13 protein-coding genes are annotated in these 13,363 nt (G+C 64.8%); 4 read left to right on the top strand and 9 right to left on the bottom strand.

Annotated elements, in window-relative coordinates; translation table 11 throughout:
* Window positions 1-25: 25 nt before the first annotated feature.
* The 3 genes from M3A49_RS20920 to M3A49_RS20910 form a co-directional block, all read right to left on the bottom strand.
* The gene (locus tag M3A49_RS20920) at window positions 26-1,252 is read right to left on the bottom strand and encodes a benzoate/H(+) symporter BenE family transporter (RefSeq protein WP_266230663.1); all 1,227 of its coding nucleotides are present in this window, start codon (window positions 1,250-1,252) and stop codon (window positions 26-28) included.
* A gap of 113 nt (window positions 1,253-1,365) precedes the next feature.
* On the bottom strand, window positions 1,366-2,538 hold the full coding sequence (locus M3A49_RS20915) for a vWA domain-containing protein (protein WP_028205747.1): 1,173 nt from the start codon (window positions 2,536-2,538) through the stop codon (window positions 1,366-1,368).
* A 34-nt stretch (window positions 2,539-2,572) separates the two neighbouring features.
* The gene (locus M3A49_RS20910) at window positions 2,573-3,424 is read right to left on the bottom strand and encodes an AAA family ATPase (protein WP_266230662.1); all 852 of its coding nucleotides are present in this window, start codon (window positions 3,422-3,424) and stop codon (window positions 2,573-2,575) included.
* Between the two features lie 418 nt (window positions 3,425-3,842).
* On the opposite strand from M3A49_RS20910, the gene M3A49_RS20905 reads away from it, so the two are divergent.
* A complete protein-coding gene (locus M3A49_RS20905; protein ID WP_266230661.1) occupies window positions 3,843-4,208 on the top strand; it encodes a c-type cytochrome in 366 nt (121 codons plus the stop codon).
* Between the two features lie 18 nt (window positions 4,209-4,226).
* Window positions 4,227-4,622 carry a c-type cytochrome gene (locus M3A49_RS20900; protein WP_416338987.1) on the top strand — a complete coding sequence of 132 codons (396 nt, stop codon included), beginning with the start codon at window positions 4,227-4,229 and terminating at the stop codon, window positions 4,620-4,622.
* Between the two features lie 130 nt (window positions 4,623-4,752).
* Here the strand turns inward: M3A49_RS20900 and M3A49_RS20895 are convergent, their stop codons facing one another.
* The 3 genes from M3A49_RS20895 to rsxB all read right to left on the bottom strand — a co-directional run bounded on the left by M3A49_RS20895 (window position 4,753) and on the right by rsxB (window position 6,806).
* Entirely contained in the window at window positions 4,753-5,187 is a 435-nt protein-coding gene (locus M3A49_RS20895) for a DUF1841 family protein (RefSeq protein ID WP_254336556.1), read from the bottom strand.
* 93 nt (window positions 5,188-5,280) lie between these two features.
* Entirely contained in the window at window positions 5,281-5,925 is a 645-nt protein-coding gene (gene nth / locus M3A49_RS20890) for an endonuclease III (protein ID WP_254355812.1), read from the bottom strand.
* A gap of 35 nt (window positions 5,926-5,960) precedes the next feature.
* Entirely contained in the window at window positions 5,961-6,806 is an 846-nt protein-coding gene (rsxB, locus tag M3A49_RS20885) for an electron transport complex subunit RsxB (RefSeq protein ID WP_254355813.1), read from the bottom strand.
* A gap of 443 nt (window positions 6,807-7,249) precedes the next feature.
* On the opposite strand from rsxB, the gene M3A49_RS20880 reads away from it, so the two are divergent.
* Window positions 7,250-7,882 carry a TetR family transcriptional regulator gene (locus M3A49_RS20880; RefSeq protein WP_201693601.1) on the top strand — a complete coding sequence of 211 codons (633 nt, stop codon included), beginning with the start codon at window positions 7,250-7,252 and terminating at the stop codon, window positions 7,880-7,882.
* 131 nt (window positions 7,883-8,013) lie between these two features.
* On the opposite strand, the gene M3A49_RS20875 is transcribed toward M3A49_RS20880, so the two are convergent.
* From M3A49_RS20875 to M3A49_RS20865, 3 genes are all read right to left on the bottom strand, one after another.
* A complete protein-coding gene (locus M3A49_RS20875; protein ID WP_266230654.1) occupies window positions 8,014-9,321 on the bottom strand; it encodes a polyhydroxyalkanoate depolymerase in 1,308 nt (435 codons plus the stop codon).
* 305 nt (window positions 9,322-9,626) lie between these two features.
* Window positions 9,627-11,489 (bottom strand): glycoside hydrolase family 15 protein, encoded by a 1,863-nt coding sequence (locus M3A49_RS20870; RefSeq protein ID WP_254355815.1) that lies wholly within the window; start codon window positions 11,487-11,489, stop codon window positions 9,627-9,629.
* 176 nt (window positions 11,490-11,665) lie between these two features.
* Complete coding sequence (locus tag M3A49_RS20865) at window positions 11,666-11,815, bottom strand: DUF3096 domain-containing protein (protein WP_081771773.1); 150 nt, start codon at window positions 11,813-11,815, stop codon at window positions 11,666-11,668.
* Between the two features lie 373 nt (window positions 11,816-12,188).
* On the opposite strand from M3A49_RS20865, the gene M3A49_RS20860 reads away from it, so the two are divergent.
* Window positions 12,189-13,346, top strand: coding sequence for a lactonase family protein (locus M3A49_RS20860; RefSeq protein WP_416338986.1), 1,158 nt, complete (start codon window positions 12,189-12,191; stop codon window positions 13,344-13,346).
* Window positions 13,347-13,363: the final 17 nt, after the last annotated feature.

Here is a 13,363-nt window from a genome sequence, read left to right as displayed (position 1 = left end):
CGCACGCGGCGGCGGTTCGCACGCGTCAGGCGCGCCGGTCGTTCAGCACGAACTGCGTGATGACCCCCGCCACGAGCCCCCAGAACGCCGCGCCGATGGAGAGCAGCGTGAGCCCGGAGGCGGTCACCATGAAGGTGATGAGCGCGGCTTCGCGCTCCCTGGGGTTCTGCATGGCGTTGGTGAGGCCGCTCATGATCGAGCCGAACAGCGCGAGCGCCGCGATCGACACCACGAGCGCCTGCGGGAACGCCGCGAACAGCGCCGCGATGGTCGCGCCGAAGGTGCCGGCGACCAGGTAGAAGATGCCGCACCACACGGCCGCCATATAGCGCTTCGTGCGGTCTTCGTGGGCGTGCGGGCCGGTGCAGATCGCCGCCGTGATGGCCGCGAGGTTCACGCCGTGCGAGCCGAACGGCGCGAGTACGAGCGAGGCCAAGCCGGTGGTGGCGATGAGCGGCGAGGAGGGCGCGGCCGTGTGGTCGTAGCCGTCGGCGCGCAGGACGGCGATGCCGGGCACGTTCTGCGAGGCCATCGCCACGACGAAGAGCGGAATGCCGATGCTCACCACCGCCGTGAGCGAGAAAGCCGGCATCGTGAACACGGGCCGCGCCACCGCCACGCGGAAGTGGCTGAAGTCGAGCAGCCCGAGCATGGCGGCAGCGGCGATGCCGATCACGAGCGTTGCGACGATCGCATAGCGCGGCACGAAGCGCTTCACGACCAGATAGCCGAAGAACATCGTGAGCACGAGCGGCGTCTGCACCTGCGCGGCGTGGAAGATCTCGATGCCGATCTCGAACAGGATGCCCGCGAGCAGCGCCGCCGCGATGCCCGCAGGAACGCGCTTCATGAGCGTGTCGAACCAGCCGGTGAGGCCCACGGCCGCGAGCAGCACGGCGCAGACGAGATAGGCGCCGATCGCCTCGGCATAAGGCACGTGCGGCAGCGAGCTGATAAGCAGCGCCGCGCCGGGCGTGGACCACGCGATCACGATGGGCGCGCGGAACCACAGTGACAGGCCGATGGTGGTCAAGGCCATGCCGATGGAAAGCGCCCAGATCCACGAGGAGATCTGCGCGTCGGACAGATGCGCGGCCTGGCCGGCCTGAAACATCAGCACGAGCGAGCTGGTGTAGCCGGTCATCATCGCGACGAAGCCGGCCACGATCGTGGCGACCGAGGTGTCGGCGAAGGGCCGCAGTGGCCCCGGCCTGAATGTCGCTGGCAGGTCGGGGGAAGAGGGGGCGGTCATGCGGGTGGTCTCCAGATTTTGCGTAGGTATGACGGCATCGGGCGGCGCGGCCTGAAGACACCCTCAGGCACGCGCCGCCTCGAGGAAGCGGAAAAGGGCGGGAGTGCTGGCGCCTATTTGCTCAGCACGCGCATGGCCGTTTCGAGCCCGGCGACGGTGAGCGGGTACATGCGGTGGCCGAGAATCTCGCGGATGACCGACACCGACTGGCGGTACTCCCATAGTCGCTCGGGCTCGGGGTTGAGCCAGGCGAAGTGCGGGAACTGGTCGGCAAGGCGGCGCAGCCACACGGCGCCCGCTTCGGGGTTGTTGTACTCGACCGAGCCGCCCGGCTGCAGCACCTCGTACGGGCTCATCGTGGCGTCGCCCACGAAAATGAGCTTGTAGTCGGGCGTGAACTTGTGCAGCAGGTCCCACGTGGGCGTGCGCTCGGCGTGGCGGCGGCGGTTGTTCTTCCACAGGTAGTCGTAGACACAGTTGTGGAAGTAGTAGAACTCCAGATGCTTGAATTCGGCTTTTGCCGCCGAAAACAGTTCTTCCGTGCGCTTGATGTGATCGTCCATCGAGCCGCCCACGTCGAGCAGCATCAGCACTTTCACGTTGTTGTGGCGCTCCGGCACCATCTTGAGGTCGAGCCAGCCCGCGTTCGCCGCGGTGCTGCGGATCGTGTCGCCGAGATCGAGTTCTTCCGCCGCGCCTTCGCGCGCGAAGCGGCGCAGGCGGCGCAAGGCGACCTTGATGTTGCGCGTGCCGATTTCGACCTGGTCGTCGTAGTCGCGGTACGCGCGCGCGTCCCACACTTTGACGGCGCTGCGCTGGCCGCCTTCGCCGCCAATGCGGATGCCTTCGGGGTTATAGCCGCCGTGGCCGAAGGGCGACGTGCCGCCCGTGCCGATCCACTTGCTGCCGCCCTCGTGGCGCTCCTTCTGTTCTTCGAAGAGCTCTTTGAGGCGCTCCATGAGCTTGTCGAGGCCGCCCATCGCTTCGATCTGCGCGCGCTGTTCGGGCGTGAAGTCGCGCTCCAGCCGCTTCTTGAGCCAGTCCTCGGGAATCTCGAAGGCCAGTTCCGACTTCTTCTCGATGCCGCGAAAATACGCGCCGAACGCCTGATCGAAGCGGTCGAAGTACTGCTCGTCCTTCACGAGCGTCATGCGCGCGAGGTAGTAGAAGTCGTCGAGCGAGGGCGCGATCACGCGCGCCTTGAGCGCTTCGACGAGCGTGAGGTACTCCTTCACGGAAACCGGCAGCTTCGCGTCGCGCAGCGTGTAGAAGAAGTCGATCAGCATGCGGTGTCTCCGGCGTTCGCGCGCGGGGTTCCTGTCAACGGTTGTGGCGGTTCATGTAGATGAGGCGCTCGAACAGCGTCATGTCCTGCTCGTTCTTGAGCAGCGCGCCGGCAAGCGGCGGCATGGACTTCGAGCCGTCGGCCGCGCGCAGCGCCGAGGGCGGAATCTCTTCGGCGAGCAGGAGCTTGAGCCAGTCGAGCAGCTCCGACGTCGAAGGCTTTTTCTTCAGGCCCGCGACGTTGCGCAGTTCGAAGAAGCTTTCCATGGCCGCGTTGAGCAGTTCCTTGCGGATGCCCGGATAGTGCACCTCGACGATGCGTTGCATTGTCGCCGGATCGGGAAAGCTGATGTAGTGGAAGAAGCAGCGGCGCAGGAAAGCGTCGGGCAGCTCCTTCTCGTTGTTCGAGGTGATGATGACGAGCGGGCGCTGTTTCGCCTTGATGAGCTGGCGCGTCTCGTAGACGTAGAACTCCATGCGGTCGAGTTCGCGCAACAGGTCGTTCGGGAACTCGATGTCGGCCTTGTCGATTTCGTCGATGAGCAGCACGCATTGCTCCTCCGACTCGAACGCCTGCCACAGCACGCCTTTGACGATGTAGTTGGCGATGTCCTTCACGCGTTCGTCGCCGAGCTGCGAGTCGCGCAGGCGCGAGACCGCGTCGTACTCGTAGAGCCCTTGCTGCGCCTTCGTGGTGGACTTGATGTGCCACTGCATGAGCGGCATACCCAGCGCCGCGGCCACTTCTTCGGCCAGCATGGTCTTGCCCGTGCCGGGCTCGCCCTTGATCAGCAGGGGCCGCTTGAGCGTGATCGCGGCATTGACCGCAAGCTTGAGGTCGTCGGTGGCGACGTATTGCGATGAGCCTTCGAAACGCGTGGCGCGCATGGTGAATCCGCTCGCTGGGAAAAAAACCCAGTATAAGTCAGATGGGGTGTTGCGTCGGCGCGCCACCGCGTATCGTTGGGTCCGCTCTTTGGGGCACGGTCGCGAGGGCTGCCAGCCGTCTCGCGACGGCGCGCGGCGAGTCCGTTGCGCGTGCCAGGGTTCCTCCGGGTTGTCTGCGGGCGAGCCAGCGCGCGAGGGCGCTGCGTGGCCGCTGCGGGCCTATCGCGGGCCCACCACAGGCGCTCCGAGGCCCGCCAGGCGTGGCGCGGCCGGTGGACGGCCGGCGCGGCGTCGCGGTATACTCGGACCGATTTTTTTCGGCCTGCACGGCGACCCCAAAAGTAAAACAGCAGTAATGCGGCGCAGGCCGTGGCCTGCGGTTCGGGCGTTCGAATCCCCTCAAGCCAGGTTGGATGCTATGAAAAAAATTGTCGGCAAGCACGTCATCACGGGCGCAATCACCATGCTGGCGTGCTTCGCGGTCACGGCTCACGCGGACATCGTGGGCAACGCGAAGGCGGGCCAGGACAAGGTGGCGATGTGTATCGGCTGCCATGGTATTCCCGACTACCGCACCGCTTACCCCGAGGTCTACCACGTGCCCCTTCTGGGCGGCCAGAACGCGCAGTACATCATGAACGCGTTGCTCGCCTACAAGAAGGGCGACCGGCATTTCGAGACGATGCACGCGATCGCGTCCTCGCTCACCGAACAGGACATCGCCGACATCGCGGCCTACTATGCGTCGCAAACGGCCGCGTCGAAAGACAATCCGAATAAATAACCGGCAGGTGGAGAACCCATGAACAAGCCCTACACGGCTATGCCTTCGTTTGCCGGTGCAACCATCAAGCTCGCGGGCGCCGGGCTCGCACTGGCCGCCGCGCTCGCGCTCAATCCCGCGCACGCGGCCGACGCCTCCAACGGCAAGGTCCTCGCCGACAGCCACAACTGCGCAGCCTGTCACGGTCCGGGCCTGAACAAACCCGTGAGCCCCGAATATCCGAAGCTCGCCGGCCAGCACGCCGACTATATCTACTGGGCGCTGCGGCAGTACCAGATGGGCACCAGCAATCCGCACCTCGGCCGCAACAATCCGATCATGCAGGCGCAAGTGCAGAGCCTTTCGCAGGGCGATATGAAGGATCTCGCCGCGTATATCGAGTCGCTCAGCGGCGACCTCGTCAACAAGAAGTAAGCGTGAACGCGGCGCGCGCCATGCGTGCCGCATCATGTGAAACACCCCGCGTGGGCCTCGTTTTCGGCGAGGCGTTCGCGGGGTGCTTTTTTTGCGGCCTTATTTCTTTCAGATGTGCTTCAGTCGCGAGTCAATCGCGAGATGCGCGGCGCTCGATGCGCATGAGATAGGCGTCGGTGTCGGGCGGCGTGTTCGTGCGTTGCGCTTCCCAGATGGTTTCGCCCAGGCACTCCATGATCGCGTGCTGCGCGTCGTGCGTGGATCCGAGACGTGCCGCGAGGCGGTCGTGCGCGGCGCGGATGCCGGGCGGCTGGTCGATCGAAAGCTGCTCGCTGATCGCAAGATGCATTGACAGATGCAGGAACGGATTGCTCTGGCCGCGCTCGGGCGAATAGTCCTGGGCGGCGGCCGCATCGGCGTCGGTTAGTTCGGCGTGGTATTCGGGGTGCTCGACGATCCAGTCGGCGGCGATCGCCTCGAGCGGCGTGAGGATTTCGCCCGCGCGCTGCTTGCGCCAGGTCTCGGTGAAAAAGTGGCGGACTTCGTCGCGGCTAGGATTGAACATCTTGAGTCGGTCGTATCGGTGAGGCGCTAAATCGCGCAGCGTCGTGCTGCGATGCCTGAATAAAGCATTTTACGCCCGGACGCTCGCGCTCGCTCAGAGCTCCGGCGGCGCCGTCTTCGGCTTGAACTCGCACAGTGGCTCGATCACGCAATGCCAGCATTCGGGCCGGCGCGCCTTGCACACATAGCGCCCGTGGAGGATGAGCCAGTGATGCGCGTCCTGGCGGAACTCGGGCGGCGTGAATTTTTCGAGCGCGGTTTCGACGGCACGCACGTCCTTGCCGGGAGCGAGTCCCGTTCGGTTCGCAACCCGAAAGATATGCGTGTCGACGGCAATCGTCGGCTGGCCGAAGGCCGTGTTGAGCACGACGTTCGCGGTCTTGCGGCCAACGCCGGGCAACGCTTCGAGCGCCTCGCGCGTCGGCGGCACCTCGCTGCCGTATTGCTCGATGAGAATGTGGCACGTCGCAATGACGTTCTTGGCCTTGGTGCGATAAAGGCCGATCGTCTTGATGTAATCGGCCACCCCTTCCTCGCCCAGCGCGAGCACCGCTTCCGGCGTGTTGGCGACCGGAAACATCCGGCGCATGGCCTTGTTCACCGAAACGTCGGTGGCCTGCGCGGAGAGCATCACGGCGATCAGGAGTTCGAACGGCGTGTTGAATTCCAGCTCGGTAGTGGGGTGCGGATTGAGGCTTTGCAGCGTTTCGTAGATGGCGCGGCGCTTGGTGGCGTTCATGCTCGTTGTGCGTGGAGCCTTTGCGTTGCGGAGCGCTATCGCGCGGATTTGTCGTCGTCAGGCGGTGAGTCCGATGTGCTCGACTCGATACCAATACGCTTGCGGCGCGCCTCGGCGGCATCGATCTGCGCCTGCACGTCGGCGCTTACGTGCTCGACGTTGCGCGGTCCCACACCCTGTTCGGCCAATTCCGCCTTCTTGCGGCGCGCACGTTCGAGCGCGGCCTGGATGATCGCTTTCTTCTTCGCTTCGGCATCGTCGGCGGGGGCGCTTGCGGGCTGCGTGGCGGCGTCTTGCTGCACTTGGGGCGCCTGGGCCTGCGGCGCACTCGTGGCGGCTCGGCGAGCCGCGGCGCGCGCCTCGGCCGCATTGCGTTCGGCGACCTGGCGCGCGGCGCGCCGGTCATGCCGCACGCGGGCTTCGTCGGCCTGCTGCTGCGTCCATGCATCCCAGCCGGTCGCTTCGCCCGTAACGGGAATCATTGCGATGCAGTCGACCGGGCAGGGCGCGACGCACAGGTCGCAACCCGTGCACTGATCCTTGACGATGGTGTGCATCTGCTTGGGCGCGCCCACGATCGCGTCGACGGGACACGCCTGCATGCACAGCGTGCAGCCGATGCACAGTTGTTCGTCGATGAACGCCACCGGACGCGCACGCTCCACGCCGTTGTCCGGATTGATCGGGATGATGGGTTTGCCGAGCAGTTTCGCGAGGCGCTCAACGCCTTCCAGGCCGCCGGGCGGGCATTGGTTGTAATTGGCGGTGCCGGCGGCGACGGCTTCGGCATAGGGTCGGCAGCCGTCATAGCCGCACTTCGTGCATTGGGTCTGGGGCAGCAGATCTTCAATGCGATCTGCAAGTGTTTTGGGATCGTTCACGTTCGCTACATCGGGGCGGGGCGGGCGGTGGCGTGACCTCGGGCGCGCAGGGCTTCGCACCGGGCCTTAAGGGGCGCACACGCACAGCGCCAAAGCCTGCATTATCGCCGATTTCCCGCATTGCCATCGGCGGGCCATGTGCCATAATCAAAGCGCTTAATGCGGAGCACCGGGCAGTCCAGGGGAAATCAATAGACGTAAGCGGTACATGTCGGGCACGGCAGGCAACGTGCTTCGCACGAGGCAGACAGGGGAAGAACGATGTCGGCTCGCAACGACATCAAACAAACAAGAAGGAACGCAAGACCGTAGGTCGGAGGGTGTCTGTCCATTAACCTGGCGCGCCCCGCACAACGTTGTCGATACCAGGGCGAGGAGAGGCCCGGCGCAGTCTTGCCCGACAACGCAAACCGGACAACGCGGCTTAACGAGATCCTGCCACCATGAATCAGCCAAAAATCAAAAGAGATCCTGAAGGCACCCGCCGCCGCATTCTGCTCGCCGCGGCGGAAGAATTCGCCAATGGCGGCCTGTTCGGCGCACGCGTCGACCAGATCGCGCGACGCGCGGAAACCAATGAGCGCATGCTCTATTACTACTTCGGCAGCAAGGAGCAACTATTCACGGCGGTCCTCGAGCACGCATTCGGCGCGCTCAATGAAGCCGAGCGCGCGCTCGATCTCTCGGGGCTCGCGCCCGTCGAGGCGATCACGCGGCTCGCGCATTTCGTGTGGGACTACTATCGCGACAATCCCGAACTACTGCGGCTCGTGAACAACGAGAATCTGCACGAGGCGCGATATATGCAGAAGTCCACACGAATTCGCGAGATGATCTCGCCGATCGTGGCGACGCTCGGTTCGATTCTCACGCGCGGTGAATCCGCGGGACTGTTTCGCCCCAGCATCGATCCGCTGCGCCTCTATGTGACGCTTTCGGGCATGGGCTACTACATCGTATCGAACCGCTACACGCTCAACGCCACGCTCGGTCGCGACTTCAGCACGACTGCCGAACGTGCGGAAATCATTCAGCTCAACACGGAGATGTTGCTCGCGTATCTCATGCGCAAGTAGCGCACGAGTCGCACGCGGAGAACGCGCAAGATCGTTTCACGCTCCACAAATGCCGCGCGCCGTCCTGGGACGGCGCGCGGATTTTGCTGCTGGCATGGACTGCCTGTGCTCGAGTGAAGCGCAAGCCTTTGTCAGGCGACAGCGTCCTGAGCGGAGCGGCCGCGGGCAGGCGCTTCCTTGCTCGCGTGGCCGGCGGCCTGCTGGTGCTGGCGGATGAAGTCGCGCAGTTGCGGGTAGATGATCGTGCGCCAGCGGCGGCCCGAGAAGATGCCGTAGTGGCCGCATTTCTCGGCAGTCAGATGATGCTTGTTCGCGTCGGCAATGCCCGTGCACAGATCGTGCGCGGCGCGCGTCTGGCCCGCGCCCGAAATGTCGTCGAGTTCGCCTTCGATCGTGAACAGCGCCGTGTCGCGAATGTCCTGCGGACGCACACGCTCGCCGGCCACATCCCACGTGCCTTCAGCGAGGCTGAAATCCTGGAACACGGTGCGGATGGTTTCGAGGTAATACTCGGCGGCCATGTCGAGCACCGCATTGTATTCGTCGTAGAACTGGCGATGTGCTTCGGCGTCCTCTTCGTCGCCGCGCAGCAGGCTCTTGTAGAAGTCCCAGTGCGCGGTAGTGTGACGGCCCGGATTCATCGCGACGAAACCCGCGTGCTGCAGGAAGCCAGGATACACCTCGCGACCTTCGCCCGGATAGTTCGCCGGCACGGGGTGGATCACGTTGTTCGCAAACCAGTCGAGCGAATGTTCGGTGGCGAGCGAGTTGACGGCGGTGGGGCTGCGGCGCGCGTCGATCGGGCCGCCCATCATCGTCATCGTGAGCGGCGTGTCCTCGCCGCGGCTCGCCATCAGCGAGATGGCCGCGAGCACGGGCACCGTAGGCTGGCAAACCGACAGCACGTGCAGATTCTTCGCGCCGATATGGCGGATGAATTCCTGGATATACGCAACGTAGTCGTCGAGATGGAACGGACCGGCTTCGAGCGGCACCATGCGCGCGTCGACCCAGTCGGTGATGTACACCTTGTGGTCCTGCAGCAGCGTGCGCACGGTATCGCGCAGGAGCGTGGCGTGATGGCCCGAGAGCGGCGCGCACACGAGCACGGCAGGCTCGTCCTTGAGCGCGGCCACGGCGCCGGTGTCGTCTGCGTAGCGCTTGAAGCGAAGCAGGCGGCAAAACGGCTTCTCGATGATGGTCTGCTCGACGATCGGAATATTGAAGCCGTCCTTCACGATCTGGCGAAGGTTGAACTCGGGCTTCTCGTAGTCCTTGCCAAGGCGATAGAGCAGTTCGTAGCCTGCGGCGAAGCGCGTGGCGCCTGGCACGAGTGAAAACGGGCTCGTCGGATTCGAGAACGATTTCGAGGCGGCCTGGGCCCAGGCGGTCAGCGGGCTGAGCAACGCGCGCTGGAATTCACGGATTTGATAGAGCATGGGCGCTCCGGCATCTTCAAGGAGCGGTTCGCACCCGGGTCGCGCGCGGATGAGGCGCGGAGCAGATGCGGGCCGGCAAGGTTGGTCGGTCAGTCAGGTTGTTTATCGGCCGCCGCCCGGAGGGCTTTAGCGCGGGCACACCCGCATGCGTTCGCAGCTCGTGACTGCAAGCGCGCTGCAAGGCGGCACACGCGTTTCGCCCCGTTGCCAGGCGGCGCGGACGGCACTATTGCGTCCGGCTGTTGTGCAACGCAGCATCCCTAGTGTACCCCAGCCCGCGAAAACGTCCAGGCGCTTTCGAACATTCACGATGCGGATACAACAGCCGGCTCGGCCGACGCGCCGTCGACCGCGGGATGTCCCGTTTCCTTCGCCATTTCCTGTTCGTGCCGCATGAGGTTCAGGCCCGTATGCACGAGTGCCACATGCGAGAACGCCTGCGGAAAATTGCCGACCAGGCGCCCCGCAATGGGGTCATATTCCTCGGCGAGCAATCCCACGTCGTTAGCGAGCGAAAGCAGGCGCTCGTACATGCGGCGTGCGTCGTCCATGCGGCCTTGCAGGGCCAGGTTGTCGACCATCCAGAAGCTGCACGCAAGGAAGGTGCCTTCGCCCGGCGGCAGTCCATCGTTGAATTCGGTGGTGCGGTAGCGCATCACAAAACCTTCACACATGAGATCGCGCTCGATCGCCGCGACGGTACCGGCGATACGCGGATCTGCCGCGGGCAGGAAGCCGACCAGCGGCATCAGCAGCAGGCTCGCGTCGAGATCGGTGCCGCCGTAGATCTGCGTGAAGGAATTCAGATCCTTGTTGAAGCTGCGCTCGCAAATGGTCGCGTGGATCGTCGAGCGCAGTTCGCGCCAGTGATCGAGCGGCCCGGGCAGCTCGAATTTCTCCGCCGACTTGATCGCGCGGTCGAAGGCGACCCACGCCATCACTTTCGAGAACGTGAAATGCTGGCGGCCGCCGCGCGTTTCCCAGATGCCCTCATCGGGCTTGGTCCAGATCGTTTCCAGGTGTTCGAGCATCGCGCACTGGATCGACCATGCGGTGTCGTCGGCCTGCAAGCCGCCCACGCGCGCGAGGTGCAGCGCGTTCATCACTTCGCCGTACACGTCGAGCTGCAGCTGGCCGACCGCGTTGTTGCCCACGCGCACCGGTTTCGCGCCTTCGTAGCCGGGCAGCCAGTCGAGTTCGAATTCGGGCAGCCGGCGCTCGCCGGCGAGCCCGTACATGATCTGCAACTGTGAGGGCGAGCCTGCCATCACACGGCCCAGCCAGGCGCGCCAGGCTCGCGCCTCGTCGTAGTAGCCGCCGCGCATCATCGCGAGGAGCGTGATGGTCGCGTCGCGCAGCCAGCAGTAGCGGTAGTCCCAGTTGCGCGTGCCGCCCAGCTGTTCGGGCAGCGACGTGGTGGGCGCCGCGACGATGCCGCCGGTGGGCTCGTAGGCCAGCGCCTTGAGCGTGATGAGCGAGCGGCGGATGGGTTCGGCCCAGCGGCCTTCCACGGTGCTGCGCGAGGCCCATTCGGTCCAGAAGTTCTCCGTGCGCGCAAGCGCCGTGAACGGGTCGCGCGGCGGCGGCAGACGCAAGTGCGAGGCCGCATACGAAAGCGAGAACGGCACGCGTTCGCCTTCCTTCACGTCGAACTGTGCCACCGTGTGCATGTTCTCGCCCTCGAGGTCGACAGGCGTGCGCAGCACGACCGTGTCCGGGCCCACCGTGGCCTTGATGCCGCTCTCGTAGGTGAGGCGGCTCACCCACGGCACCGAAAAGCCGTAGTCGAAGCGCAGCACGAGCTGGCTTTCCATGCGCACGGTGCCGCGCCGGCCCACCACGATGCGCACGAGTTCGGACCAGCCGTTGCCGGGCGGCATGAAGTCGATCAGCGTCACGGCGCCATCGGGCGTTTCGAAGTCGGTTTCGAGGATCAGCGTGTCGCCGCGATAACGGCGCGTGGTCTTGATCTCGACTTTCGCGCCATCTTCGGGCTGCGCGGGCGCGATGAGCCAGCGGCCGTTTTCCTCGGTGCCGAGGAGGGCGGCGAAGCAGGCGCCGGAGTCGAAGCGCGGCCAGCAGAGCCAGTCGATGGATCCAGTGCGGGAAACGAGCGCGGCCGTGTGGCCGTCGCCGATCAATGCGTAGTCTTCAATGGGTGCGGGCATAGTAAGCAGATTGACAGCGTTGCTCGAAAACGAAAGCCGCTTGCCGCAGCGGTGCGGCATGCACGCACAAGAGTAGTGGCAGCGGGGCCGCCAGCGCAATGCGTTTTGCGCGGCAGCACGCGCAAATACTCATCTCGCCTGTGTCAACAAACGCCGTCGAGCGTGACCTGAACGGGTCACAGATGCCCGCCCACGCCGAAAAGCCCGATGACCCCGATGATGATCAGGTACAGCGCGACGATGTAATTGAGCAGACGCGGCACGGCGAGAATCAGAATGCCTGCGATGAGCGCGACGAGCGGCCCGATGGCGACGTGAATGTTCATGACGGCTCCCTGGTTGCGGCGGGTTTCGAACCTTTGCGTAGATGCCTTTGTTGCTTGTTGTTGCTTCGACTTTGGCCTGGACGCGTCGCTGTGCGCTTGCGGGGCGGGCGCTCGCGACCTCTCTTATACTGGGCCGGTGTCCCATGTATCAGACGAAAGCGAGACGAATACGGTCGGCATGGCGACGAGGGCCGACCCGCTCCCCTGCATCGACAAGAAAAAGGAGGTCGACATGTTCCTTCGCCGTGCCGCCGCAAACGCCGTGCCTGTGCCCTCCCGGTCATCTGCCGATTCAGGTAGCCTGTCCCGATCGCGCCGCACTGAGCGCCGACCCGCCCATCTCCTCAACCTGTTCGTCAAAGGTGTTGTCATCATGGCTTCCGTCGCCGCGACGCAGGCGTTCGCGCAATCCGCATCCACGACCGCGCCCGCGGGCGGTGTCTACAACCTGATCGTCGGCACCTATACGGGCGGCAAGAGCGAGGGCCTCTACGTCTATCACTTCGATACGCAGACGGGCGATATGCAGCCGGTCAGCGTGGCGAAGACGGTGAACCCTTCGTTTCTCGTGGTGAGCAAGGACAACCGCTTCGTCTACGCGGTAAACGAACTGCCGGGCGACAACGGTCCCGCCAGCCTGCGCGGCGACGTGAGCGCGTTCGGCTTCGACGCCGCAAGCGGTCAGCTCACGTTTCTCAACAAGGTGTCGGCGCAGGGCAACGATCCGTGCTACCTGAGCCTCTCGCCGGACGGACGCTATCTCTTCGTGGCGAACTACTCGGTCGCCGCCGACCCGGGCGGTAGCTTCGCAGTCCTGCCCGTGCAGCAGGACGGCAAGCTGGGCGAGTCCGTGCTCACCGTGCACCACGAGGGCGGCGGCCCCGTGAAGGGGCGTCAGGACAACGCGCACGTGCATTCGACGGTGTTTTCGCCGGATGGGCACTATCTCTTCACCCAGGATCTCGGCACCGACAAGCTCTGGACGTATCTCTACACTCCGGACGGCAGCCGCGGCCTGGTGAGCCCCACCGAGTGGCGTTATACCGATGTGAAGTCAGGCAGCGGTCCGCGCCATCTGATCTTCGGCAATGACGGCCGTCACGCGTATCTCACGAGCGAACTGGCCGCCACCGTGACGGTGTTTGCGTATCACGACGGCCACATGAAGCTCGAGCAAGTGGAGAAGCTCGCGGAGCCGGGCTTCAAGGGAACGCAGGGCGCGGCGGCGCTCCATCTTTCGCCGGACGGCAAGTTCCTCTACGTTTCCAATCGCGGCGACGCCAACGACATTTCGATCTTTGCCGTCGATGGCGAGAGCGGCAAGCTCAAGCGCGTGGGGCGCCAGTCGAGCCTCGGCAGGTCGCCGCGCGAGTTCGCGATCGATCCGACCGGGCAGTGGCTCATCGTCGGCAACCAGAACAGCGATACCGCCTACGTGTTCCGCCGCGATCAGCAGACGGGTTTGCTCGAGCCGAACCCGAAGCGCATCGACATCGGCTCGCCGGTCGATTTCAAGTTCGTCGCGCAATAGTCGAGCAATAGCGTCTC

This window comes from Paraburkholderia sp. CNPSo 3076, from assembly GCF_026343935.1.
Lineage (GTDB): Bacteria > Pseudomonadota > Gammaproteobacteria > Burkholderiales > Burkholderiaceae > Paraburkholderia > Paraburkholderia nodosa.
The sequence above is the reverse complement of the archived record's forward strand: the minus strand, read 5'-3'. Positions and strand labels throughout refer to the sequence as shown.

Coding starts and splice junctions, on each gene's coding strand:
- M3A49_RS20920 (WP_266230663.1), bottom strand. CDS start 1,252: ATGACCGCCCCCTCTTCCCCCGACCTGCCAGCGACATTCAGGCCGGGG.
- M3A49_RS20915 (WP_028205747.1), bottom strand. CDS start 2,538: ATGCTGATCGACTTCTTCTACACGCTGCGCGACGCGAAGCTGCCGGTT.
- M3A49_RS20910 (WP_266230662.1), bottom strand. CDS start 3,424: ATGCGCGCCACGCGTTTCGAAGGCTCATCGCAATACGTCGCCACCGAC.
- M3A49_RS20905 (WP_266230661.1), top strand. CDS start 3,843: ATGAAAAAAATTGTCGGCAAGCACGTCATCACGGGCGCAATCACCATG.
- M3A49_RS20900 (WP_416338987.1), top strand. CDS start 4,227: ATGAACAAGCCCTACACGGCTATGCCTTCGTTTGCCGGTGCAACCATC.
- M3A49_RS20895 (WP_254336556.1), bottom strand. CDS start 5,187: ATGTTCAATCCTAGCCGCGACGAAGTCCGCCACTTTTTCACCGAGACC.
- nth (WP_254355812.1), bottom strand. CDS start 5,925: ATGAACGCCACCAAGCGCCGCGCCATCTACGAAACGCTGCAAAGCCTC.
- M3A49_RS20880 (WP_201693601.1), top strand. CDS start 7,250: ATGAATCAGCCAAAAATCAAAAGAGATCCTGAAGGCACCCGCCGCCGC.
- M3A49_RS20875 (WP_266230654.1), bottom strand. CDS start 9,321: ATGCTCTATCAAATCCGTGAATTCCAGCGCGCGTTGCTCAGCCCGCTG.
- M3A49_RS20870 (WP_254355815.1), bottom strand. CDS start 11,489: ATGCCCGCACCCATTGAAGACTACGCATTGATCGGCGACGGCCACACG.
- M3A49_RS20865 (WP_081771773.1), bottom strand. CDS start 11,815: ATGAACATTCACGTCGCCATCGGGCCGCTCGTCGCGCTCATCGCAGGC.
- M3A49_RS20860 (WP_416338986.1), top strand. CDS start 12,189: ATGGCTTCCGTCGCCGCGACGCAGGCGTTCGCGCAATCCGCATCCACG.